21 protein-coding genes are annotated in these 23,817 nt (G+C 45.8%); 13 read left to right on the top strand and 8 right to left on the bottom strand.

Annotated features, from left to right (window positions below):
• Window positions 1-122 precede the first annotated feature (122 nt).
• Window positions 123-833, bottom strand: coding sequence for a cysteate racemase (gene cuyB, locus AC2204_RS06255; protein WP_318924627.1), 711 nt, complete (start codon window positions 831-833; stop codon window positions 123-125).
• A gap of 192 nt (window positions 834-1,025) precedes the next feature.
• Here cuyB and AC2204_RS06250 point away from each other — a divergent pair, with 192 nt between their 5' ends.
• Together AC2204_RS06250 and AC2204_RS06245 are read left to right on the top strand one after the other, a co-directional pair.
• Window positions 1,026-1,907 carry a LysR substrate-binding domain-containing protein gene (locus tag AC2204_RS06250; RefSeq protein ID WP_318924625.1) on the top strand — a complete coding sequence of 294 codons (882 nt, stop codon included), beginning with the start codon at window positions 1,026-1,028 and terminating at the stop codon, window positions 1,905-1,907.
• A gap of 161 nt (window positions 1,908-2,068) precedes the next feature.
• Entirely contained in the window at window positions 2,069-2,839 is a 771-nt protein-coding gene (locus tag AC2204_RS06245; protein ID WP_318924624.1) for a TSUP family transporter, read from the top strand.
• Here the strand turns inward: AC2204_RS06245 and AC2204_RS06240 are convergent.
• Window positions 2,799-3,644, bottom strand: a complete 846-nt coding sequence (locus AC2204_RS06240) for a LysR family transcriptional regulator (protein WP_318924623.1) — start codon at window positions 3,642-3,644, stop codon at window positions 2,799-2,801. The two genes, AC2204_RS06245 and AC2204_RS06240, sit on opposite strands and share 41 nt — an antisense overlap.
• Window positions 3,645-3,746: 102 nt before the next feature.
• The gene (locus tag AC2204_RS06235; protein ID WP_318924622.1) at window positions 3,747-4,238 is read right to left on the bottom strand and encodes a MarR family winged helix-turn-helix transcriptional regulator; all 492 of its coding nucleotides are present in this window, start codon (window positions 4,236-4,238) and stop codon (window positions 3,747-3,749) included.
• 575 nt (window positions 4,239-4,813) lie between these two features.
• Here AC2204_RS06235 and AC2204_RS06230 point away from each other — a divergent pair.
• The 7 genes from AC2204_RS06230 (at window position 4,814) to uhpC (ending at window position 13,545) form a co-directional block, all read left to right on the top strand.
• A complete protein-coding gene (locus AC2204_RS06230; protein ID WP_318924621.1) occupies window positions 4,814-6,535 on the top strand; it encodes a L,D-transpeptidase family protein in 1,722 nt (573 codons plus the stop codon).
• A gap of 144 nt (window positions 6,536-6,679) precedes the next feature.
• A complete protein-coding gene (gene mepK, locus AC2204_RS06225; protein WP_413466683.1) occupies window positions 6,680-7,219 on the top strand; it encodes a peptidoglycan L,D-endopeptidase MepK in 540 nt (179 codons plus the stop codon).
• 77 nt (window positions 7,220-7,296) lie between these two features.
• Window positions 7,297-7,950, top strand: coding sequence for an MBL fold metallo-hydrolase (locus AC2204_RS06220; protein WP_318924619.1), 654 nt, complete (start codon window positions 7,297-7,299; stop codon window positions 7,948-7,950).
• 450 nt (window positions 7,951-8,400) lie between these two features.
• Window positions 8,401-9,798: a hexose-6-phosphate:phosphate antiporter UhpT gene (uhpT, locus tag AC2204_RS06215; protein WP_318924618.1), complete on the top strand. Its 1,398-nt coding sequence runs from the start codon at window positions 8,401-8,403 to the stop codon at window positions 9,796-9,798.
• Window positions 9,799-10,009: 211 nt separating this feature from the next.
• A complete protein-coding gene (uhpA, locus tag AC2204_RS06210) occupies window positions 10,010-10,618 on the top strand; it encodes a response regulator transcription factor UhpA (protein ID WP_318924617.1) in 609 nt (202 codons plus the stop codon).
• On the top strand, window positions 10,618-12,129 hold the full coding sequence (uhpB, locus tag AC2204_RS06205; RefSeq protein ID WP_318924616.1) for a signal transduction histidine-protein kinase/phosphatase UhpB: 1,512 nt from the start codon (window positions 10,618-10,620) through the stop codon (window positions 12,127-12,129). Before uhpA ends, uhpB begins: the two co-directional genes overlap by 1 nt.
• Window positions 12,130-12,183: 54 nt before the next feature.
• Window positions 12,184-13,545 (top strand): MFS transporter, encoded by a 1,362-nt coding sequence (uhpC, locus tag AC2204_RS06200; protein WP_318924615.1) that lies wholly within the window; start codon window positions 12,184-12,186, stop codon window positions 13,543-13,545.
• Here uhpC and AC2204_RS06195 read toward each other — a convergent pair.
• Window positions 13,524-14,189 (bottom strand): DUF2982 domain-containing protein, encoded by a 666-nt coding sequence (locus AC2204_RS06195; RefSeq protein WP_318924614.1) that lies wholly within the window; start codon window positions 14,187-14,189, stop codon window positions 13,524-13,526. The genes uhpC and AC2204_RS06195 overlap by 22 nt on opposite strands.
• Before the next feature lie 392 nt (window positions 14,190-14,581).
• Between AC2204_RS06195 and AC2204_RS06190 the strand changes: the two genes are divergently transcribed.
• Together AC2204_RS06190 and AC2204_RS06185 are read left to right on the top strand one after the other, a co-directional pair.
• Entirely contained in the window at window positions 14,582-14,989 is a 408-nt protein-coding gene (locus tag AC2204_RS06190) for a MarR family transcriptional regulator (RefSeq protein WP_318924613.1), read from the top strand.
• Between the two features lie 242 nt (window positions 14,990-15,231).
• Window positions 15,232-15,537 carry a hypothetical protein gene (locus AC2204_RS06185; protein ID WP_318924612.1) on the top strand — a complete coding sequence of 102 codons (306 nt, stop codon included), beginning with the start codon at window positions 15,232-15,234 and terminating at the stop codon, window positions 15,535-15,537.
• A gap of 113 nt (window positions 15,538-15,650) precedes the next feature.
• On the opposite strand, the gene AC2204_RS06180 is transcribed toward AC2204_RS06185, so the two are convergent.
• Complete coding sequence (locus AC2204_RS06180) at window positions 15,651-16,844, bottom strand: amino acid aminotransferase (RefSeq protein WP_318924611.1); 1,194 nt, start codon at window positions 16,842-16,844, stop codon at window positions 15,651-15,653.
• Between the two features lie 392 nt (window positions 16,845-17,236).
• Between AC2204_RS06180 and AC2204_RS06175 the strand changes: the two genes are divergently transcribed.
• On the top strand, window positions 17,237-18,808 hold the full coding sequence (locus AC2204_RS06175; RefSeq protein ID WP_318924610.1) for a BCCT family transporter: 1,572 nt from the start codon (window positions 17,237-17,239) through the stop codon (window positions 18,806-18,808).
• Window positions 18,809-18,913: 105 nt separating this feature from the next.
• Here the strand turns inward: AC2204_RS06175 and AC2204_RS06170 are convergent, their stop codons facing one another.
• Window positions 18,914-19,648 carry a 3'-5' exonuclease gene (locus tag AC2204_RS06170; protein WP_318924609.1) on the bottom strand — a complete coding sequence of 245 codons (735 nt, stop codon included), beginning with the start codon at window positions 19,646-19,648 and terminating at the stop codon, window positions 18,914-18,916.
• Between the two features lie 17 nt (window positions 19,649-19,665).
• Window positions 19,666-21,546, bottom strand: coding sequence for a DUF294 nucleotidyltransferase-like domain-containing protein (locus AC2204_RS06165; protein ID WP_318924608.1), 1,881 nt, complete (start codon window positions 21,544-21,546; stop codon window positions 19,666-19,668).
• Between the two features lie 238 nt (window positions 21,547-21,784).
• Here AC2204_RS06165 and AC2204_RS06160 point away from each other — a divergent pair, with 238 nt between their 5' ends.
• On the top strand, window positions 21,785-22,258 hold the full coding sequence (locus AC2204_RS06160; protein WP_318924607.1) for a YehS family protein: 474 nt from the start codon (window positions 21,785-21,787) through the stop codon (window positions 22,256-22,258).
• Between the two features lie 87 nt (window positions 22,259-22,345).
• On the opposite strand, the gene asnS is transcribed toward AC2204_RS06160, so the two are convergent.
• Window positions 22,346-23,746, bottom strand: coding sequence for an asparagine--tRNA ligase (asnS, locus tag AC2204_RS06155; RefSeq protein ID WP_318924606.1), 1,401 nt, complete (start codon window positions 23,744-23,746; stop codon window positions 22,346-22,348).
• Window positions 23,747-23,817: the final 71 nt, after the last annotated feature.

The raw sequence follows: 23,817 nt of genomic DNA, 5'->3' as shown, positions 1-23,817 counted from the left end.
ATTGTCATATTATCATCAGGTTAGCTGAGATGCAGTGTGTTGTGAGTGCTGGCTCAGAATAGTGACAATCTTAGCTGCGCTGCCCATGAGGCTTTGAGCGCAGCCGATATGAGGTGAAACCACTAGGCGACAAGTTCGTGAAATTCGTCTTGCGACCAGGAAATACACTCAGTCGCTAAGATTTCAAGTGAATCCAGACACTGATCAGGCTGCTGATGGGCTTGCTCTGCTAGGGCGACGGGAATTTCAGTACACCCGAAAACAACCGCATTTGCACCGCGGGAAAGCATGGCCTCAAAAACCGGCGCCATTAAGCGTTGCCCGCGTGCAACGTCTCCGGCTTTGACTGCACAGATCCCTTCCATCACAGCCTGTTGTTCATGCTCTGTGGTTTCTATTGCATCAATCCCACATTGCGCCAGTTTTTCCTGATACATACCCGTCATTATCGTGGCTGATGTTGCTAAAATACCGACTTGACTATAACCACGCTGTTTTGCTTCAGTAACGACGCTGTCGATGATGTTGATGGTATGCACCTTGCTGATTGCCTGCAGTTGTGGATACCAATAATGCGCGGTATTACACGGTATAACAATACATTCAGCACCCGCTTGTTGTAGTTCTTCAAAGCCTTTTTTTAATGCAGGGAAAGGATCCAAACCATTTCCAATCAGAAAGTCGGTCCGGTCCGGGATCTGAGGAATATTACGAACCAGCATAGGAATATGCTGTTGATCATTACGAGCGGGAGTTTGTGCAATAATTTTATGCATAAATTCCACAGTAGCTAATGGTCCCATTCCCCCCAAAACACCTAATTTCCTGCTCATGTTCTTATCCCTACAGTGTTTTTAACTGTAATAACGATAAAATAGAACCTTCACGTTGAGAAATGCCATTGCTGTCACTCCCATGCCGGATCGGTATGGGGAATCAATAAAAATGTGAGATTAATCACTTGAAATCTGGTCAATAGGCACTACTGCTCCGTTATACTGTTTTTCATTTCGCGACCATAACGCATGAATATAGAAAGTAAGTGGCTGGAAGATTTTTTGACCCTGGCGGATGTGCGTAATTTTTCCCAGGCGGCAGGAATACGTAATGTGACACAACCGGCATTTAGTCGCCGTATCAGAGCATTAGAACATGCCGTAGGTGCTGAGCTGGTCGATCGAAGTAAAATCCCTGTCGAGTTAACACCCAGCGGAAGGCTCTTTCGGATTTCAGCGCGTAACTTAATTAATCAGATGGTAGATGGCATTGGTCAGCTATCCGGCCTCTCAAAGCTTGGTGGCAATATTGTGCGGGTTGCCGCCGCCCACTCCCTGGCAACCAGCTTAGTGCCGACAATCCAACCGCAGCTACTTTCCGGTAAGCATAACCCTCTACTCAGCGTAGAGGCGATCGATGTCGATCAGGCGATTGAAGAACTGCAGGAAGGGGGGTGCGATTTGTTACTTGCGTTTGATAATGAATTGTTGCGATTGCCTCCCTACCAGTCACTGCGTATTGGTGAAGCAGAACTATTACCGGTTTGTGCCTGTGATAGTGCAGGAAAGCCGTTATACCTGCTTGACAATAATAAAGCGGTACCCTGGCTTGCTTATAACCCGAGTTCCTATATGGGACGGCAAGTTGAAGCGATACGCGAGCAGGTAAAATTAGAGGCGGTGTTTTCTTCTTCGATGACGGATCTGCTGAAAATTCAGGTGTTGCAAGGGTTAGGGGTGGCATGGTTGCCGGACTATTCGATTAAGCAGGAATTAGCCGCAGGAAAAGTGGCCCTAATCGGCGAACCCTGTCTGAGATTACCTATTGCGTATTATGCGTACCGTTATCAGGCTCGGTTGCACCCAGCCGGTGAGCAAGTATGGAAAATGCTGTGTAATATGGCGAAGTAATACCAGTTCTGTTGATTGTCGCAGAAACGATCACCTTGAGGTTATCTGGGTCTATTTAACCTATTCCAAAGTGGAATGGGTTGGTGTCGTGCGTTTCGTTATTGTTTATTGATATATACAGGTAATCTAGCGGCCGATGATTATGATTAGGAAAACAATAGATGGATTTATCGCTCGAGATTATCACCATTCTCTTCATTGTTGCGGCAGTGGCCGGATTTATCGATGCCATAGCGGGTGGGGGAGGATTATTAACCGTTCCCGCACTCTTATCTGTCGGCTTATCACCTGCGCAGGCTTTAGCAACTAACAAGCTTCAGGGATCTTTTGGCAGTTTTTCCGCCACCCTTTACTTTATCCGCAATGGCGTCGTGAAGTTCAGTGAGATGCGCAATGGGATCATTTGTACTTTTATCGGCGCGGCATTAGGGGCTGTATTGGTACAAAAAATTGATGCGTCGGTATTAACTGCGATCATTCCGCTACTGCTGCTGGGTATCTCGTTTTATTTTCTTCTGGCGCCAAAATCCATTGCCGAGCCGGGTGAGTCTAAGCTGTCCGAAAATATGTTTGCCTTAACCGTTGGCACATCGATCGGTTTTTATGATGGTTTTTTTGGGCCGGGTGCCGGCGCCTTATTTACGATCTGTTTTGTTGCGATTGCAAAACGAGGAATAATCGAAGCGACGGCTAAAACAAAAGTGCTGAACTTTACATCAAACATCGCGGCGCTATTGTTCTTTATTATCGGGGGGCTTCCGGTATGGGAAGTCGGCCTGCTGATGGCTGCCGGTCAATTTATCGGCGCCAGATCGGGGGCTAAAATTGTGGTCACCAAAGGGCAGAAACTTATTCGCCCGATGGTGGTGATTGTTTCGATGGTTATGGCTATTAAGCTGTTGATCGAACAAAATCCACAATGGTTTCAATAAGCTGCTTAACTCTTTCAACTTTGTAGCTCTTGGGACGGTAACAAAGGTTAATCGGTCGGGTTAAATCATCAAGAAAATCAAAATGATGGCAATGCTCTGGTTTTATATTGAGGGTTTTTACCACAGACTCGGGTACCAGGGCCGGTGTTACTCCGCCGAGAGCTAAGAGGGCTGCTGCCGTATAGGAGTCCATTTGCATCAGCGGCTTGATCCCGGCTTTCTGTAAAATTCCTGCCTGATAGGTGTTAGCCGGATTTTTGAAGTCGTTGGTCAAAAGGGCGGATGGCGTCTTTTCTAGCGGAAGATTACTGATTATGGTAAACGATTCATTGAATATATGCCGGGTTGCTAAGCCGTGCTGAGGGGGAAGGTGCCCGGCACAAAAACCTAAACTGGCATCACCGGATTGCACTCGCTCAACAATGAATGGCGTTTGATGGGTCGAGATACTGATATAAGGATCTTGCGCAAGATAACACTTCATCATTTTACTCAGGTAGGCCGATACCAGTGTTTCAGAGCAAGCAAGCAAGATTGGCGAGTGGTCTTGTATTACCTGATGGTCAAACAATGCCCCCTGAATATCGGTCAGGCTCGGAGCGACACTCTCGATTAAAGCCACAGCTTCTGAGGTGAGCTTTATTTTTCTGCCGACAGGTTCAATCAGCTTTTTGCCTAACCGTTTTTCCAAATTGGCGATGCGCTTGCTGACCGCCGACTGGCTGATATATAAGCGACTTCCGGCCTTGCTCATGGTTCCTTCTTTTGCCAGAACCAATAAGGTTTCAATTCCTTCGAGTAACACAACGCAGTCCGATCATTGAAATTATGGCATTAATATAATGATGGTAAGGAGTGAAAGCCAGAACCAATTTGCAACAAAGCCAGTAAGTCTGGCTTTCTTCAATTATTCAGGAGGCGTCTCTTGCTGGGTAATGCTACCGACTTCAAGCAGCGGGGCAACATTCAGGTGCTCCGCATTCATCATCGATGAAATGCGCTGTACCGATGATAAAAGCAGCGATTGTTCCCAATCTTCAAGTTGCTGATATTCTGATACAAAATTGTCTTGCAAAGGGAGTGGCGCCTTTTCGAGCAGCTCTTTACCTTTTTCAGTTAAATGAGCATGAACTTTTCGCTTATCAAGCTTGCTTCTTTCACGAACCACCAGCTCTCGTTTTTCAAGACGATCAAGAATCGTTGTCGCTGTCGCCTGGCTCATGTTGGTATTATTTGATAACTGTCGGATCGTGGTTTCTTCGCCAGAGCCCCGGATTGCTCGCATCAACACCAATTGAGGGCCCGTTAATCCTGCATCTTTATTGAGTTTTCTCGAATGTAAATCAATGGCTCGGATTATCTGTCGAAGGGCAATGAGAACTTCTTCGTGTTTGTCCATTTTACTCTCCCAAAACAATTGCCGCGAAGTTACATCAAACGGCTTGAACATGAAAGTATTTGTTGCTATAGAAACGACATTTTTACTTACCCATCATACAAACATTGACATAAAAAGTTTAGTGTACTAATTAACTTTTTTTGGGGCTTTAACGTATGCGTTTAATGAGACACCACATTATGCTCTTCTTGGTTATCTTTAGTGATGTTTTTGCCTGTTTTCAGCTCGTTCGTTAATAGGTTAATCATTTTCAGTACAGGTTTGATTTTATAGGCTAATTTAAAATGTTATGAGTTCTGATGATTTTACACTAAAGGGTATTATTGGAAAACCGGGAATTATTCGTATCAGGTATGAGTGGACAGGTTCGTCTGATTTTGTTTGTTACAACTCCGGTTTAATGGCAGTCATCCAGAAGAGCTGACTTCCCATCATTTCTGAGCCTGAGGGGATCCCTCTCGTCCTGATGGCAAGATCTTGATAAGAATTGGTAGAAATGATCACGGAAAGCTACATTTAAGGCCAGAGGTATGTGAAATTGCCATACTTGAATTGATGTTCTTCGGGGGGCTGGCATGGCAATGATAAGGCAATGTTGTATCGCACTGGTTTTGATATTTGCCATGAGCTCGCAGGTATCGGCAAAACAATCGCTGCTAACGACACCCTCAATGGATGTTTTATCAGAGCAGCTGGGAGTGTCAGAGCCAACCGTGAAACCTGATATCGCTTTGCAATATCAACAGGCAAAGCTATGGGTGAAGGACGTTTCTGATAATTTGTTTGAAATCCAGTATATTGATGAGTTGGCGAAACTTTACTTTAACATTGGTTATACCCCGCTATGGCATGATTCTCTTGCCGCGACTGAATTTGAAGAGCAACTCCGCATTGTTGCTTTATCCGCAATCAGCTCAGATTTTTCCCAGCGTTATTCCCGGCTCAAGTATTACAAGTCGTCTGATGATTGGCGTCAGTATGATCTTTTGGCGACAGATACCTTACTTGCATTCATGAGTTATGTTGATAATTTACCCGCGTATGGCAGAGACTGGCTGTTTGGCGCCGGGGTTGATTTACGATTACCTTTACCATCGAAAACGGCAATCGCACGTCTGTCTCGGGCTGTTGAAAATAACCGTCTGCGATTTTTTATTGCTTCGCTAAAGCCTGCTGATCAGAGTTACACCAAAATCCTCCAGGCAATGACAGAGCTTGAAGTGCTAAATGAGGTACCTTGGCCTGGTTTTTACCAGCAAGGTATTATCCGGCCCGGAGACCGGTTACAGAGACCTGATGCATTAATTACTATTTTGGAAGGACTGGGAGATATCAGCAGGTATGAGGCGCAGCAGCTGCGCTCGAGGGATGTTGGTACTTTAAACCGGGACTTAACTGCTGGGGTGAAAAATTTTCAGCGGCGTCATGGTTTAAAAAGTGATGGGGTGATTGGGACGAAGACCCGGTATTGGTTAGCGCTAACACCTCAGGAGCGGATCCGCGTATTGGCATTGAATTCGCAGAGAGTGCGGTTATGGTCGGTCGAGTATTCATCGGTATTGATAGTCAATATTCCCGATTATGAAATGAGTCTATGGCTCGACAATGAGCGTGTGCTGGACAGTAAAGTGATTGTCGGACGGCCCAGCCGGCGTACTCCATTGCTGAATTCACGGGTTGATTCGGTGGTATTTAATCCCTATTGGAATGTCCCTATTTCTATTATGCGCAAAGATATTTTACCGCTGGCGCAGCGTGACCGGGGATACCTGTATCGCCATGACTATGACGTTATCCGGAGCTGGACAAATACAGAGCAGATACCTATTAATACGATAGACTGGCGTATTGTGAATGCCAAGCTGTTCCCGTACCGTTTACGTCAGAAACCGGGTGAAAAGAACGCTCTCGGGCTTTATAAATTCAACATGCCGAACCGATATGCCATCTATCTGCATGATACGCCAGCAAAGAGCCTGTTTAATAAAGAAGAGCGGGCATTCAGTTCAGGATGCGTACGTGTTGAGCAAGCAGAACATCTGGTCATGGCGTTGTTGAATTACTCGGGTATGTCAGAGCAGCAAATAAACGATCTGATATCCTATACAGAAACCAAGACAGTGGGTTTAAATAACCAGGTGAGAGTTCATGTTATTTATCAGACGGCATGGGTCGATACTCAAGGCATGGTGAACTTCCGTGGCGATGTATATCGCTATGATAAAGTGGGAAGCCGTTCGCAATTAGAAGAAAAATTTACATACCGCACAAATAATAATTTATCGATAACTCAATAAGTAGACGCTGCTTTCGTTATTAAGTGATATTTTTTTGCGATCTCGCAGTTTGACTGAGTATTCTCTGAACGTTATCGTGCTTAGATAATAGAGGCTTTATGGTTTGCTTCTTGTCAGATTTTGGTTTTGGTTAGGATGTCTGAGATTGATTACACGCGCCGTCAGATTTTAGTTGCTGGTGGGCTGACACTGGGCGCATGCTTGTTGCCAGGTGTGGCGATTGCCAGCCCGTTTAAAGCAACGAACCCGCGTAAAATTTCTCTTTGTAATATTCACACGCGTGAAGATTTAGAAACGGAATATTTTAACGGTACAAGTTATATCCCCGCTGAGTTACAGCGCATTAATCATATTTGTCGTGATTTCCGACGCAATGAAGCGGCTAAAATGGATCGCCGGCTGTTTGATGCTATAACGGAAATTCAGGCAAATTTAGGCCATAAAGGTCAGGTGCGAATTATTTCGGGTTATCGCTCACCGGCGACAAATAAAATGCTGCAGAAAAATGGTGGCGTTGCAACCAAGAGCTACCACATGAAGGGGGAGGCCGTTGACTTCAACTTAGAAGGCATACCACTGTCTAAAGTCCGACAGGCGGCACTTGAATTGCGGCTTGGCGGTGTGGGCTATTACCCGAAGAGTAACTTTATTCACATTGATACCGGCCCTGTACGTCGCTGGTAAGGGTCGTCATTCCCTTTTGGTTGTAACCATGGCATCCTTCACCCTAGTTTTTATGCCCGATTAGGAAAAGAGGACGTATGAGTCTCCAGTTTGAAATTGTTCCTGTAACCCCATTCCAACAAAATTGTTCTATCGTTTGGTGTGATGAAACCAAAGACGCCGCAATTATCGATCCTGGTGGCGATATTCATCTTCTTACCGACAAAGTTCATCAGCTTGGTTTGAATGTGAAACAGCTTCTTTTGACTCACGGCCATCTTGACCATGTTGGCGGTACCGCCCCCCTTGCAGCTCAGCTCAGTGTTCCTGTTGTTGGTCCTCATAAAGATGATGCTTTCTGGCTGCAAGGTTTACCGCGTCAAAGTGAGATGTTTGGTTTTCCGCTAACAGAAGCATTCGACCCTGATCAGTGGTTGGCGGAAGGTGATGAGATTGCCATCGGCAACCAAAAACTGCAGGTTCTACATACCCCCGGCCATACGCCCGGTCATGTCATTTTTCACAGCACTGAAGCCAAAGTGGCTTTTGTCGGTGATGTACTCTTCAAAGGGGGGATTGGTCGAACTGATTTTCCTAAGGGTGACTATCAAACCCTGATTAATTCGATCAAAGACAAATTATGGCCGCTGGGCAATGATGTGACCTTTGTATCTGGCCACGGGCCGGTATCCACTATCGGTCATGAACGCGCATCAAACCCGTTTGTTGCTGATGAGATGCCGATCTATTAAGTTTCGAGTAGCGCTTTTCCATTTCGGAAGAAGCGCTTTTTTTCCAGTATTTATTTTGAGGGAAGTAGGAGAGGTATATTGATGCTTTCTCGTTACTGGTCTCTTGTCCCTCGATACCTATCATTTTATTGTGATTACTTTCACGCTTTTTTATCCAGCCCCCAGAAACTAGGACTTTTTCCTAATGGCTTTAGGCCGCCTTCTCAAGCCAATTAACTACCCACTATTTAGAATCCTCAGCAAATCTGGTTAATCATCATCTTTGGCCGCTTACCAGCAAATAATACTCACCCCCGATGTATGTTTTGCAGTTAGTTGCCATGGCTTGGACATATAACAATTCCTCTGGCTCTTGATGATACCCAGCGATTCTGCTTACTGGATGCTGTGCCGATAGTCGCAGCATTTAGTAAGCAGGCTTATTCCGAGTAAATCTGTTGAGGGTTTCACATGTTTAAACTTTTGGAACAGGTCAGAAAGCCGACTTTAGACCTGCCTATAGAAGAACGTCGTAAAATGTGGTTCAAGCCATTTATTCAATCATATTTGGTTGTTTTTATTGGCTATATGGCAATGTATTTGATTCGCAAGAACTTCAATGTTGCTCAAAATGATATGATCTCGACATATGGTTTGTCGATGACAGAACTGGGTTTGATCGGCCTTGGTTTCTCTATTACTTACGGCATCGGTAAAACAGTCGTTTCATATTACGCTGACGGAAAAAATACCAAACAGTTTCTTCCATTCATGTTAATTCTGTCAGGTATCGCTATGCTGGGCTTCAGTGTCAGCATGGGTGGTTCAGGCGTGAGTCTGTTCCTGATGATTGCTTTCTACGGCTTGAGTGGTTTCTTCCAAAGTACGGGTGGCCCTTCAAGTTACTCTACGATCACCAAGTGGACCCCACGAAATAAGCGAGGTTCGTACCTTGGTTTATGGAATATGTCCCACAATTTTGGTGGTGCGGGTGCTGCCGGTGTTGCACTATTTGGTGCTAACTACCTGTTTGATGGCCATGTTATTGGTATGTTCATCTTCCCATCCATCATTGCACTGGTTGTTGGTTTTATCGGCCTGCGTTTTGGTAATGATTCACCGGAAGCTTACGGCTTAGGCACCGCGGAAGAACTCTTTGGTGAAGAGATCAGTGCCGAAGATCTTGAAGCTGAAGAAAATCAAATGACCAAGCGCGAAATCTTTATGGAATACGTGCTGAAAAACAAAATAATCTGGTTGCTTTGCTTCGCTAACATCTTTTTGTACATCGTACGGATTGGTATCGACCAGTGGTCTACCGTTTATGCTTACCAAGAACTGGGACTATCGAAAGAAACGGCTATTTCTGGTTTTACGTTATTCGAAGTCGGCGCACTTGTGGGAACGCTGATGTGGGGCTATCTGTCTGACCTTGCTAATGGTCGCCGCGCATTAGTTGCTTGTGTCTCGCTTGTTCTGATCATTTTTGCCTTAGAGTTTTACCAACATGCAACAAGCGAGTACATGTACCTGGGCTCACTGTTTGTACTAGGTTTCCTTGTGTTCGGACCTCAACTGCTGATTGGTGTAGCTGCGGTTGGTTTTGTACCGAAGAAAGCAATCAGTGTTGCAGATGGTGTCAAAGGTACGTTTGCTTACCTGATTGGTGATAGTTTTGCCAAACTAGGTTTAGGGATGATTGCTGACGGTACGCCTATCTTTGGCCTGACTGGTTGGAAAGGGACATTTGCGGCACTGGATACTTCAGCCGCTATTTGTATCGGGCTATTGCTTTTCGTTGCTATTGCCGAAGAGAAAAAGATCCGCCATGAAAAACGTCTGCTTAAAACAGCGACCACAGCAGCATAACTATTGTCTTGGTTGATAGTCGATGAAAATAGCCACCTTGAGGTGGCTATTTTGTTTGTGCCAACGGCAATTTCAAATTTTTATGGCAATAGAACCATGATGATAAACTAAGCATAATTTTAATAATTATGGTATCTCATTTTTCTATCTTGCTTGCACTGAAGGATGGATGTAGTTTATGCCTCTTTTCGCTATGACTGGGTATTTCTAGATGATCAAAGTTGCGTTAGTTGATGATCACTTCATTGTTCGTTCGGGTTTTGCTCAGCTGTTATCACTGGAGCTTGATGTTGAGGTGGTGGGTCAATTTGGTTCGGCCGATGAAGCTCGCAAAGGCTTACCAGGATCGAATGCGAATGTTTGTATCCTCGATATATCCATGCCGGATGAGAGCGGACTCTCCTTATTGGCTGATTTGCCTAAAGGGATAGCGTGTATCATGCTCAGTGTCCATGATTCTGTGGCAATCGTTGAAAAAGCCCTGGAATCTGGTGCACGCGGTTATTTAACCAAACGTTGCAGTCCTGAGGAGTTGGTGCAGGCCGTACGCACGGCAGCCGCTGGTGGTTGCTACCTTACCCCTGATATCGCAATGAAGCTGGCAGCACCGGATCGGGGGCGTAAGCTTCTTGGGCAGTTGACAAAACGAGAGCGCGAGATCGGCGAGATGCTGGCATTGGGGCTGGATGTCAAAGCCGTTGCCGTTCGTTTAGGATTAAGCCATAAAACCATTCATGTTCATCGTGCCAATGCGATGGATAAGTTAGGAGTGAAAAATAACGTAGCGCTGGCGAAATGTTTTGAGAGTGAGGCGCTTTAATGCGCAGTTACCTCATTACCTCACTGTGTGGCTGGTTACTGATCTCCTGCTGCTGGTTTTGTCTGTGGGTCCTGTCCTACTATTTTACCTTAGACCCTGAGCTGGCTATTTTACTCTTTCCCTTTGCCCTGCGGCTTGGCACAACGCTGCATACCCCAAAAGCCTACTGGACCGCGGTGTATTGCGCCGAATGGTGGCTCATGGTGTCGCTGGCGGTGTTGCTCGAACAATCGCAGTGGTTCTCGGCGATCATTGCCAGCATCGTTAGCGTGCCCATTTTGTGGTTAGCACAAAAATATTATTACGGTTCTCAGTGGCGACGACTGTGTGTGATGGGGGCGGTGATAGCACTGACCGCACTGGTGAATACTCTGGCTATCGGTGTCGTTAGCCACTCCCCCTGGATGGTATTACTGGTGAGTATTACCGGGGGCCTGATGTTGGTGCCCAGTTGTTACCTCATCTGGAGCTATTTGTTCCAGAATGCCTGGATCCCACTCACGGTCAATCTGGTATCAAAGCCTGTCGAGCTGCGTAGTCGGCATGTGGTGTTTTACGTCATCCTGTTCGCACTCAGTATTGCTCTTCAGGTGGGATTACCTGATGAGATGCGACGCTTTGCACCGTTCTGCTTAGCGATCCCCATTATTCTGCTGGCATTTCGCTATGGCTGGCAGGGAGCGTTACTTGGTACGTTATTAAATAGTGTGGCGTTAATCGCCGCACGAAGCGGTGTCAGTAATATGGAAATTACCGATCTGCTGTTATCACTGTCGGCACAAAGTATGACCGGTATCTTGTTGGGGTTGGGGATTCAGCGCCAGCGTGAACTCAATCAGAAACTCAGGTATGAGCTGGCGAGAAACCATAGCTTGTCACGTCAATTGGTGAAGGCGGAAGAGTCAGTTCGACGCGATATTGCCCGTGAGCTGCATGACGAAATAGGGCAGAACATTACGGCGATCAGAACTCAGGCCAGTATCCTGAAGCGGGTTGAAAATACGCCGATAGGCGAAAATTGCGCTTCGACTATCGAGCACCTGTCTCTGAATATTTATGACACGACTAAAGGTTTACTGACTCAGTTACGTCCTAAAACTCTCGATGATTTAGGGCTTGAAGAGGCGATATACCAGTTAGTACGAGAGATGGAATGCGAAGCGAGCGGTATTCGTACCTCGATAACCTGTGATGAACTCAATGAAAGCGATGCTGCGTTAAGCGATGCAATGAGTGTGACGTTATATCGGATCTGCCAGGAAGCACTGAATAATGTGGTGAAGTATGCAGCAGCGACGGAAGTCAGTATTACTTTGTCATTCCGGAAAGATGCATTTCTGGTGGTGAAAGATAATGGTATCGGCTTTCAACCGGAAGAGACAACCCGCGGATTTGGTTTGCGCGGTATGCGAGAACGGGTACAGGCTCTAGGTGGCCAGTTCACTTTGATCAGTTGTCAGAATGGAGATGGACGAGGAACTGAGTTGCAAGTTGTATTGCCGGTCCTTTAGCTTGGTTTGCATTAACGATGCTTTGCACATTTTATTAGTTGTAGATATAAAGTTATGATCGTTTTTTTTAAATCTGAACAACACGCTCCCGCAGTGACAGATCCTGACCAGGTGGATGATCTCTATCATCATTGGCGTTTCCATATCATGTTTACTATGTATATTGGTTATGCACTGTTCTACTTCACCCGTAAAAGCTTTAACTATGTGATGCCAGCCTTGATTGCCGATCTGGGGCTGGATAAATCGGATATCGGGATCATGGGGACGTTGTTTTACATTACGTATGGCTGCTCTAAGTTTCTGTCAGGGATCATCTCTGACCGTTCGAATCCCCGTTACTTCATGGGGCTCGGGTTGATTGCGACTGGCGTGGTCAATATTCTGTTCGGCTTCTCCAGTTCGATGATGATGTTTACCGCGTTGTGGATGCTAAATGCCTGGTTTCAGGGCTGGGGCTGGCCGCCTTGCTCTAAGTTGCTGACAACCTGGTATTCCCGATCAGAACGCGGATTCCGGTGGGCATTTTGGAATACCGCCCATAATGTCGGTGGCGCCTTGATCCCCTTGCTGGTGGGTTTCCTGACATTGCATTACAGCTGGCGTTACGGCTTAATTATACCGGGAATAATGGCGGTGGTTGTCGGGCTGTTCTTATGCTGGCGACTGCGCGATAAACCCATCACGCTGGGATTACCGACGGTAGGGCACTGGCGGCAGGATGTATTGGAGCTGGCCCATGAAAATGAAGGCGTAGGCTTAAGCCACTCCGAGATATTGAAAAAGTACGTACTGACCAATAAATACATCTGGTTGCTAGCCTTTAGCTACGTGCTGGTTTACATCGTGCGTACGGCAATTAATGATTGGGGCAACCTCTACCTGACCGAACAGCATGGCTACAGCCTGATCACCGCCAATACGGCTTTATCACTGTTTGAAGTCGGCGGGTTTATCGGTTCGCTGGTTGCTGGCTGGGGGTCGGATAAAGTGTTTGGCGGGAACCGTGGGCCCATGAACCTGATTTTTGCCATTGGAATTTTTTTGGCGGTCGCCGCATTATGGTTGATGCCTATGACCGGTTTTGTGCTCCAGGCGGGCTGTTTCTTTGCTATCGGATTCTTTGTCTTTGGTCCACAGATGCTGATCGGCATGGCAGCCGCAGAGTGCTCCCATAAAGACTCAGCAGGAGCCGCGACCGGTTTTGTCGGTCTTTTTGCGTACATGGGCGCGGCATTGGCGGGTTATCCGCTGGCGCTGGTGATGGAGCAGTATCACTGGACCGGTTTTTTTACCGTGATCTCTTGTGCGGCGGCGGTGGTTGGTTTACTTCTGCTACCTTTCTTAAAAGCGCAGGCGCCTGCCGTTGATGAAGATGACATTGGTGACAGAGACTACCTTGATTGCGCGAGGTAGCGGCGGAGCAGACCAATGAAATCATCGACAGGCCTGTCGAGTAAATCTTCTGAGATGAAAAAATCAAATCCCAGCAACTCCCGGTTGTAGTGCATTCTGTTTGCGAGCATAGCCAATAGTCCTTTGAGAACCTTACCGTCATGTGCCACGTAATGCGTGTCATCAAACAACATGTCTTCAATATCATGAGATGGTACATCCGCCCGTTTATAGGCAAGTATCAGTAACCCGCGCTGCTCCAGCAATAATTTGCTGGCAATACGCGGGCAGATGGTGGCCAAAAACTCGTCGTAGTCTTTTAACTTGATCCCTACCCAAGGCAGTGGACGGTGCCAGCCCTCGTAAGATAGCGAGACCGGGCCTATCTCCGTGATGTTTCGCCATCTGGCCAGCCAGCCGCCAGCCGAGCTATGAAATTGAATATGCATGAAAGTCAGAGTAAATGAAAGATCGGGTTCGTTTGATTGCTTTATCGCGATGATGAGCAAAGTCAGAGCAGCAATCAGCAAAATAGCGATAGCAGCCCCGCTGATCTCCGGATACAAGAAGACGCCCACTCCAATGGCAATAAAGGCAACAAAGCTGAAGATCAATAAATAAGCGCTGGGTTTAGGGAGTGGCGGCCTGATAAATAGCGTTTCCAAAGAGCCCCCTTCTGTTTGTCCGGTTTCTACTGGCATGTCATAAGTATGGCTGAGTATCAGATTTACAGGGCGTGCGCATCAAAATGACTATGATGTATGTTTTATACTGTGAATGATCAGCCAAGTTACTCCCGTAGCCTGCACTAGTTGTATTTTCTGGTGTTTTTTTATCCAAAATCTAATGCTACAAAGTTGCTCAAATTCACCTCATATCGCGTTTGTTTTTTGTGAAAATCGAGATCTTATCGCTTGTTTTTGAGTGAGATCATATTTTATTGTTGGTTAAATAGCCGTTTGCTGGCATTTCCCTGACATCCTTGGTATAACACGCGCTTACTTTTTCCCGCTGGTACAGTGGTGACTGAAAGTAGTGCAACGGAGTAGGAAATTTAATGAGAATCTCTCACAAACGTAAAGTTCAGCTTAAGCTACAAAAGCGAGTACAGGCATCTGTAGCAGTAGCAAAACCAGCAGCGAAGAAAGACGCTGTGAAAAAAGCACCAACTGCAGAAACGGTAAAAGCTGCTCCAGCGGCAAAGTCTGTTGAAGAGCAAAAGCCAGTTGAAGTGGCGGCACCTGCTGCAGTTCAAGTGGCTTTGACTCCGAAACAGCAACAAGTGCTGGATATCGTGGTTAAAAACCAAGATGGCCTAAACCCTAAAGGTATCGGCCTTCAGGCTGGTCAGGAAGATGCGAAAGCAGCTTCATGGGCAACAGGAGCGCTAAAAAAACTGACTGAAGAAGGTCTGGTTGAACGCATCCAATTAGCAGGAAACAAAGTGCTTTATAAAGCTGCTTAATGACTGCTAGACCTGCTCCTTAGTATTGAGGAGCAGGTGTCTCCCCGCTTATCTCTGTAACCGTTCCCCAAATTATTTATAGCCTTTATAAAACGACCATTAACTTGTGATTAAAGTGCCTATTGGTTGTTTCCCGATGTGTCACCAATCCTTAGAACCTGACGGTTTTGTCTGCCTCTGCTATAACTTATTTATGAAGAAGTGATTTTTTTCAGGGTCGAGACACTCGGAGGTGATTATTTATGACAATGATAAGTGCTAGAGAATTTTCTGGCTGGCTTCGTAATCGCTTTGCTGAAGATAATCAAGGGGTCTGTTTGACGCGCCAAGATATCAATCAGCTAACCGGCAGACAGAGTTTTTCTCTGGGGTTTGTTCACGATATCCATTACGAACTGATGCAGCATGGCATGGCATTTGTCACGGATACGTCCCGCGAAAACTTCTATCTCATTCCGCTCTCTAATAAACCCTGGCGTGAACAATTGGAGCACCAGTATGAAAGGGAGCTTTTTTGTAATGTGTTACCTCTGGATAAATCCGGTTAATATCCAGAAGTAACATAATGATGATGAAGATTTTGATTTTTTGGCAATAAAAAAGGACACTTTTTTGCGCCCTTTTTGGTTGATTTTATTAGATAAAACTGGCCGGTTTAGCCTTAGCTAAGAACTGCGGCAATGCCTTTACAGAGTGGTAGCATGTTGTTCTTAGTCATCCCCGCCACACTGATGCGGCCGGAGCCTACAATGTAAATGGCAAACTCTTCTTTCAGACGGTTAACCTGGGCTTTATTCAGGCCTGAGAACGAGAACATACCGTTCTGACGTTCAATGAAGCTAAAGTCGGCATTAATACCAAGATCTTTAAGCGTCTGTACGAACAGGGTGCGCATTTCCTGAATGCGGTCACGCATATCAGCGACTTCCTGTACCCATTCAGCACGCAGTTCGGCATCGTTAAGAATTTCAGTAACAATCGCAGCCCCGTGAGCAGGTGGATTAGAGTAGATAACACGGGCAATACTCTTGACCTGACTAAAGGCGGTGACTGCCAGAGCTGCATTTTCGGCGACCAGGGTAAAAGCACCAACACGTTCATTGTAAAGGCCGAAGTTTTTCGAGAACGAACTTGCAACCAGCAGCTCTTTACATCGTGCGGCGAAGATACGCAAACCTTGCGCGTCTTCTTCAACCCCTTTAGCAAAGCCCTGATAAGCGAAGTCGAACATAGGAAGCAGTTGCTTTTCTACACATAGCTGTGCAAGTTGTTCCCACTGAGCAGCATCTGGATCGATACCTGTCGGGTTGTGGCAGCAGCCGTGAAGCAGAACAATATCGCCGGCTTGTGCGCTAGCCAGATCGGTCAGCATGGCGTCGAAATCCATGTCTTTCGTTTCAGCATTGTAATAGCCATACTGAGCTGTTTCTAAGCCCGCCGCGCCAAATACACCCATGTGGTTGGCCCAGGTCGGATTGCTGATCCACACTTTCACATCGCCAAGCTGACGCTTAATGAATTCTGCCGCAACACGCAAGGCACCAGTGCCACCAGGAGCCTGAGCAGTCTGTGCTCGCTTGTCTGAAATAATAGAAGCGTCAGCACCAAATAATAGCTGTTGTACTGCCAGGCCATATTCAGCTGTACCGGGAATACTAAGGTAAGACTTGGTGGTCTCTTTTTTCAGTAAAATGGCTTCGGCTTTTTTTACCGAGGCAAGTACAGGTGTATTACCGGACTCATCTTTATAGATCCCAACGCCAAGGTTAATTTTCTCTGGGCGGGTATCATTTTTAAACTCATCCGTTAAGCCAAGAATAGGGTCGGCAGGTGCTGCAGTGATTTTTTCAAACATTAGTGGTCATCCATGCTGATAAATGATTCGGTCAAGAGCCCTATTTATACCCTTTGCGATAGAAGGTTGACAAGACAATGGAACAATTTCACTCGAGAAATTACTTATTTGTTGCTACCCCATTGTTCTGAATGGCGATGCCATGACGATAATTGGTGTGGTTATAGAGACAGGCAACGAGATGATTAATTAGAGTTCGAAATATTATTTGATTTTGTTCTGCTGGCAATATTCTGATTTTGGTCGGCAATAATGAGTAAAAACGTTATTTGACTCATATTTTCCGATTAAACTTGACACCTAAAGCACATAAATGATTTGATCTCTCAAATGCAATTTATTTATAGAGCTAAATAATCTTGGCAACTTGAGTGTCAAGATGGGATTCGATAATGAGTACACACGATAAGTACAGTATAGAAAATACGGATTACACTGTTGGGCAGGATAATATCCAGAAGTGGGGTTTTGATGTACATAATCCTGTTTTCGGAATAAGTGTTGCTCTAATTGCGTTGTTTTTGATTGCCGCTTTGGTTAGTGATGCCGCAACAGCAAAAGCTGTTCTTGACGGAGTGAAAAATAGCATCATTAATAATTTTGACGCACTGTTTTTATGGTCAGGTAATATTTTTGTCGTTTTCTGCTTCGCTTTGATTGTGTCACCGTACGGGAAAATCCGTATTGGTGGTGCAGAGGCAGAAACAGATTATTCACGCATGTCATGGCTATCGATGCTTTTTGCCGCCGGTATGGGTATCGGTTTGATGTTTTGGAGCGTCGCAGAACCTGTCGCATATTATACCGGCTGGTATGGAACGCCTTTAGGTGTAGAAGCCAACACTCCTGAAGCCGCTAAGCTGGCACTTGGTGCAACCATGTATCACTGGGGCTTCCACCCTTGGGCAATTTATGGGGTTGTAGCACTATCTTTAGCTTTCTTTACTTACAATAAAGGTCTGCCACTTTCAATTCGTTCGATCTTTTATCCGATTCTTGGTGATCGCGTATGGGGATGGCCTGGGCATATTATTGATATTTTTTCTGTCATCGCGACCTTATTTGGTCTGGCGACGTCATTAGGCTTAGGCGCTCAGCAGGCGGCAAGTGGTATTGAACATGTGTTTGGGATCGAGAGCGGGATAGGCATGCAAATCGGCGTTATCGTCGTGGTGACTCTGTTGGCTGTTATCTCGGTAGCTCGCGGTATCGATGGCGGTGTAAAACTGTTAAGTAATATCAATATGCTGGTTGCTGTTGCACTGTTGGTATTTGTCATTTTGGTGGGATTTGCCATATCAATGGGGTCAATTCCAACGACGATAAGTGCTTATCTTGATAACTTTGTTGCACTGAGTAATCCCCATGGCCGAGAAGATCAAACGTGGTTTCATGGCTGGACTGTTTTCTACTGGGCATGGTGGATTTCATGGTCACCATTTGTTGGTATGTTCATCGCTCGTATATCAAAAGGCCGTACCGTTCGCGAGTTTATGACTGCGGTATTGATTGTTCCGACCATGGTAACCGTTCTTTGGATGTCTACATTTGGTGGTCAGGCGATTGATCAGGTGATAAATGGCGTCGGTAGTTTAGGTGAAAATGGTATAACAGAAGTGCCTCTGGCGATGTTCCAGATGTTTGATGCGCTTCCATTTAGCTCATTGCTGTCGGTGACTGCGATTATTTTGGTGATGGTCTTTTTCATTACATCATCTGACTCAGGTTCACTGGTTATCGATAATATTACCTCTGGCGGTAAGATTGATTCGCCACTGCCACAACGGGTATTTTGGGCCACGGTTGAAGGTGCCATTGCTGGTGTATTGTTGTGGGTTGGTGGTACCGAGGCTATTGAAGCACTTCAGGCTGGTGCAATTTCAACAGCATTACCGTTTACCTTTATTCTGCTATTAATGTGCGTGAGCTTGGTATTAGGCTTCCGTACTGAGCGTTTTCGTTAATAAGCGAAGTGCGTAGAGAATAAAACACAACGCCGTTGCACTCTAAACAAGTGGCAGCGGCGTTTTTTTATGCGCTAATTTTGTGCGTACTATGATAATCAGGCGCTATTGCCAAATCTCTGATAATGGTGTGTCCGGATCAAAGTGATAGGCAATTTGAGCTTGTAACAGCTCTGCGGTTGCTAATGCATCGGTTAAGGCATGGTGGGGTTGATAGGCGGGTAATCCATAACGTTGTCTGGCTTTACCCAGCCGTACAGAGTTCGGTCTTTTCCCTTGCAGGCGTTTCCAAAAACCCCCATATTGGCGAGACTGTATCGCAGATTCGATCGCCATCGTGTCGACAACAGGAAATTGAATCCCTTCATTGAGCCGTTTCTTTAATGCCCGGTCCATAAATTCCCGCTCGATACGCTGGTAGTGCACCACAATTATTTTACCCGCTAAAGCATCCAGTACTTTTTCGAGAATGCGTAATAAATCAGGAGCATCGTTTACATCTGAGTGGGTAATACCATGGATCACTACTGACTCATCACCAAGAGGTTGGCGCGGATTGATGACCCAATGAGCCGATTCACGGCATCGAATACGTTGCAGGGTGAATGGCACGAGTCCGATGCTAACAATGCCATCTTTTCTGGGATCAAGACCCGTCGTTTCAAAGTCTAATGCGACAAATGGAACATTACGTAATGGTGTATCACCACTGACCATTTCTGTGCTGTAGTATTGCTTGAGGCGAGAGTCTTTGGCCTGACTGGCAATCTTGGCAAAAAAACTTGGCCAGTCAGGGGTTGCTGTATTGTTTAACAAACGTTTTGTTGGCTGGTTGAACATAAATACCCTAATGGTGGTTAGCGTCTATTGCCTTGGTAACGGAACTTGAGGAAGTTTTGTGCATTACTGAGGATCTGGAAGGCATCTTTTAAGTTTCGACGCTCAAAATCGGACATGTTTTCAGGTTCAATGCTGTTATCTGGTTCTGTACCGGCTTCAATATCCAGCGCTTGATGTCGAATGCGAACCATGGATATGAATTCCATGGCATCACGAAGATCTTGCCCTTTTCCTGCTGGCAGAATGCTTGATTCAATCACATCATCCAGGCGTTCAAAAGAATTTTGAGAGCGGGAACGAACAGCAAGAGCATGAACCCGGATCAAATCGGCCAATGGCGCGGTACCGCGTCGTTTAAGGTTAATTGAATTATTATGTCGGCCATCTTTCTCCATGACGAAGTCTTTAAAGAAGCCAAGCGGTGGTGTGCGATTTAAGGCGTTACGAGCCAAACAAGCGAGAAAACGATTGTTTCGCTGGGCTCTACGGCGGATAAAGGAATTCAATTGTTCAGCCCATTTAACCCGGCCCCAGACACCATCGAGGTCAAAAAAGATAGAACTATTGAGCAGTGCCTGCGGTTTTGGGTTGTCAATCCAGTCGGCAAAGCAGACCTCCCAATCATGGCGCGTTTTTCGCCATTCAGGATTAGTAGCCATCACTTCACCTTCACAGTAACTGTAACCGCAAGCAGCAAGACCATCACAGACAAAAGTGGCTAGTTTGGAAAAATACGCCCCATGATGAAGTTCATCATAAGCATTGTCGAGGATCAGCGCATTATCTTGGTCTGTAACGATGAGTTGTTCATCTCGAGCCATCGATCCAAGAGCAAGAAAACAGTAGGGGATCGGCGGTGGACCGAGTTCTTCTTCAGCAAGCTCCAGCAGCCTTTGTTTAAAACTTCGACCGATCACGGCCATTGCACTGCCAACCATATGGGCGTTGGCATCTTCGTTTACCATACGGACGAAGCAATCTTTTACTTGCTCTGATAATATCTGTAATTCGTCGACACTTTGTTGCTGAAAAATAGTACTGACCAACAAGAGACTATTTTGTGACTCGTACCGGACAATATCCGTTAGGCCAATGATACCTATCGGGTGTTTGTTGCGCATTACCGGCAGGTGATGCACGTTACAGCGCAGCATGGTTAGCATTGCTTCAAAAACATAAGCATTGTAATCAAGCGTAATGAGTTCAGTCGACATGACTTCAGATACCGGGGATGAGAGATCCATACCTGCTGCCAGAACGCGGGTGCAGAGATCGCGATCTGTGATGATGCCTATCATGTCATCTTTACCGTCCTCGTCGTCAGAAGAGTCCGGATCACTCAGTAGTAGTGCAGAGATCCCTTCTTCAGCCATTGTTTGCGCCGCGAACTGAATAGTTTCAGTTTTTGGGATAATTACCGCATCTCGAGTCAGTAATGTACGAACCTTAGAAGTAGTGAGATCATTAGCATCGGTATGAGATGAAACGGCATGACGCAGTCGTGCGTTATCTTCAACGTCGACAAAGTCGGCAAAGCTTTCAAATTCTTCATAAAGGTTATGGAAGGTTTCCTCGGGAATACAGTAAACAAGGGTATCTTCCAAAGCCTTGGCTGGCATACGTACGCGATTGTTCATTAGCAGCCCCATTTGGCCAAAAATGTCCCCCTCATCGATACGGTTGTAAAGCTCACCTTTACGTCGATAAATCTCAACCACGCCACTGCGAATTAAGAAAAGATCATGGATCTCATCACCCAAATTAAAAATGATGGAATCCGCACGGTAATATGCAACTTCGACTTGTAATGCTACTTGCTGTAACGTTTCTTCAGGCAACTTGTCGAAAGGAGGAAACTGGCTGATAAAGTTAAGTATTTCGAGCTGTTCTGCTTCCATTGCACTATCCGTTATTATGAAGTTATTCGTTCAAAAATATAAAGTCATTATACCCAAACTAACTCGAGATGCAGAGTTTTACGAGAATTGATTAGTATCTAGTCAGGGCCGTTATTTAAGCTGGGTTGATAAATAAATGCCGGGTAGGGGCATAGAATGCGGCGAAATCTGTTAAAATAGCGGGCTAACTTGGCAGTGAGTCGTTGTGACACAACTGCAATTGAACTAGGACATATTTGTGACCAATAACGATATCTTGCGCCGTATCCGCTATACCTTTGATTTTAATGATGCAACCATGATTGAAATCTTCGGCGCCGCCGATCATGAGGTAACGCGCGAGCAGGTCAGCGATTGGTTAAAGAAAGAAGAAGACGATGCCTTTAAAAAGTGCAGAGACATAGAATTAGCGATCTTCTTAAATGGTTTGATCAATGTTAAGCGTGGCAAGAAAGAAGGCCCGCAAGCTGAGCCCGAAAAGCGCTTAACCAACAATATGGTTTTCATGAAATTGCGTATTGCGTTAAACCTGAAAGCGGAAGATATTATTGATATCTTGAAGCTTGCGAACTTTAGCCTGAGTAAGCACGAGCTTAGCTCGTTCTTCCGTAAACCTGAAAACAAGCATTACCGTGAGTGTAAAGATCAAATTCTGCGTAATTTCTTACAAGGTATTCAGCTGGATATACGCCCTGAATCTGCTGCAGAATAAAGCGCAGGAATTACAAATAAACAAAAGGCTACCCGAAGGTAGCCTTTTTAGTTTGTTTGAAACTTCAGCTTATAGAGAAAGCGTTAATTAGAAGTTCGCAGAGCGTGGTGCACGCGGGAATGGGATCACATCACGGATGTTTGCCATGCCGGTTACATAAGTGACCAGACGCTCGAAACCTAGACCGAAGCCTGAGTGAGGAACTGTGCCGTAACGACGTAGGTCACGGTACCAATCTAGGTGAGTAGGGTCGATACCCATCTCTTCAATACGCTTGTCGAGTAGATCTAAACGCTCTTCACGCTGAGAGCCTCCGATGATTTCACCGATACCTGGTGCTAGAACATCCATCGCTGCAACCGTCTTACCATCGTCGTTCATACGCATGTAGAACGCTTTGATATCTTTCGGGTAGTTTTTAACAACAACAGGTGCTTTGAAATGCTCTTCTGCAAGATAACGCTCGTGCTCAGAAGACATATCGATGCCCCACTCAACGTCGAACTCAAAATTACGGCCAGAGGCTTTTAGGATTTCAATTGCATCAGTGTAGTCAACTTGCGCAAAGTCAGAGTCGACGAATTGCTCAAGGCGAGTGATTGCTTCTTTGTTGATGCGTTGTGCGAAGAACTCAAGATCATCACGGCGCTCTTCAAGCACGGCTTTGAAGACATACTTCAGCATGTCTTCAGCCAGTTTGGCTGCGTCATCGAGATCAGCAAACGCCACTTCGGGCTCAACCATCCAGAACTCCGCAAGGTGGCGGCTGGTGTTTGAGTTTTCGGCGCGGAACGTCGGGCCAAAGGTATACACTTTGCTTAGTGCACAAGCGTAAGCTTCAGCGTTCAACTGGCCAGATACCGTCAGGAAGGTTTCTTTACCGAAGAAGTCTTTATCAAAATCAACGTCACCAGCGTCAGTCATCGGAACGTTAGCCAGATCCAGAGTCGATACGCGGAACATCTCGCCAGCACCTTCACAGTCAGATGCTGTGATAAGTGGCGCTGACATCCAGAAGTATCCTTGCTCGTGGTAGAAGCGGTGAATGGCCTGAGACAGACAGTTACGAACACGCGCAACAGCCCCGATCACGTTAGTACGCGGACGCAGGTGCGCAACCTCACGAAGGTATTCAATTGAGTGACGAGTTTTCGCCATTGGGTACGTGTCAGGGTCTTCAACTAATCCAACCACTTTAACGTCAGTTGCCGCTAGTTCGAAATCCTGGCCTTTAGCCGGAGATTCAACAATCTTGCCTGTAACTTCAACAGAGCAACCAGTCGTCAGTTTAAGTACTTCGTCCTGGTAATTATTTAACTCATTCGGGACCACGGCCTGAATCGGGTCGAAACAAGAGCCGTCATAAATGGCAAGAAAAGAGATCCCAGCTTTGGAATCACGACGTGAGCGGATCCAGCCACGAACAGTGACTTCAGTGTCTACTGCTAGCTTTCCGCTTAATACGTCTGTTACAGGCGCGTAAGTCATGTTTAAATTACTCTCCGTTAAGGCACTTACTTTGTCATTAAAGATATATTGTGCTTTAAGATTCATTCCGA

This window comes from Photobacterium sp. (assembly GCF_057456235.1).
Note: the sequence above shows the minus strand (reverse complement) of the source record. Positions and strands in the feature narration are given on the sequence as shown.

What these genes read in the sequence shown, in the direction of transcription:
- cuyB (WP_318924627.1), bottom strand. Translation starts at nt 833, where the DNA reads ATGAGCAGGAAATTAGGTGTTTTGGGGGGAATGGGACCATTAGCTACT.
- AC2204_RS06250 (WP_318924625.1), top strand. Translation starts at nt 1,026, where the DNA reads ATGAATATAGAAAGTAAGTGGCTGGAAGATTTTTTGACCCTGGCGGAT.
- AC2204_RS06245 (WP_318924624.1), top strand. Translation starts at nt 2,069, where the DNA reads ATGGATTTATCGCTCGAGATTATCACCATTCTCTTCATTGTTGCGGCA.
- AC2204_RS06235 (WP_318924622.1), bottom strand. Translation starts at nt 4,238, where the DNA reads ATGGACAAACACGAAGAAGTTCTCATTGCCCTTCGACAGATAATCCGA.
- AC2204_RS06230 (WP_318924621.1), top strand. Translation starts at nt 4,814, where the DNA reads ATGGCAATGATAAGGCAATGTTGTATCGCACTGGTTTTGATATTTGCC.
- AC2204_RS06220 (WP_318924619.1), top strand. Translation starts at nt 7,297, where the DNA reads ATGAGTCTCCAGTTTGAAATTGTTCCTGTAACCCCATTCCAACAAAAT.
- uhpT (WP_318924618.1), top strand. Translation starts at nt 8,401, where the DNA reads ATGTTTAAACTTTTGGAACAGGTCAGAAAGCCGACTTTAGACCTGCCT.
- uhpA (WP_318924617.1), top strand. Translation starts at nt 10,010, where the DNA reads ATGATCAAAGTTGCGTTAGTTGATGATCACTTCATTGTTCGTTCGGGT.
- uhpB (WP_318924616.1), top strand. Translation starts at nt 10,618, where the DNA reads ATGCGCAGTTACCTCATTACCTCACTGTGTGGCTGGTTACTGATCTCC.
- uhpC (WP_318924615.1), top strand. Translation starts at nt 12,184, where the DNA reads ATGATCGTTTTTTTTAAATCTGAACAACACGCTCCCGCAGTGACAGAT.
- AC2204_RS06190 (WP_318924613.1), top strand. Translation starts at nt 14,582, where the DNA reads ATGAGAATCTCTCACAAACGTAAAGTTCAGCTTAAGCTACAAAAGCGA.
- AC2204_RS06185 (WP_318924612.1), top strand. Translation starts at nt 15,232, where the DNA reads ATGACAATGATAAGTGCTAGAGAATTTTCTGGCTGGCTTCGTAATCGC.
- AC2204_RS06180 (WP_318924611.1), bottom strand. Translation starts at nt 16,844, where the DNA reads ATGTTTGAAAAAATCACTGCAGCACCTGCCGACCCTATTCTTGGCTTA.
- AC2204_RS06175 (WP_318924610.1), top strand. Translation starts at nt 17,237, where the DNA reads ATGAGTACACACGATAAGTACAGTATAGAAAATACGGATTACACTGTT.
- AC2204_RS06170 (WP_318924609.1), bottom strand. Translation starts at nt 19,648, where the DNA reads ATGTTCAACCAGCCAACAAAACGTTTGTTAAACAATACAGCAACCCCT.
- AC2204_RS06165 (WP_318924608.1), bottom strand. Translation starts at nt 21,546, where the DNA reads ATGGAAGCAGAACAGCTCGAAATACTTAACTTTATCAGCCAGTTTCCT.
- asnS (WP_318924606.1), bottom strand. Translation starts at nt 23,746, where the DNA reads ATGACTTACGCGCCTGTAACAGACGTATTAAGCGGAAAGCTAGCAGTA.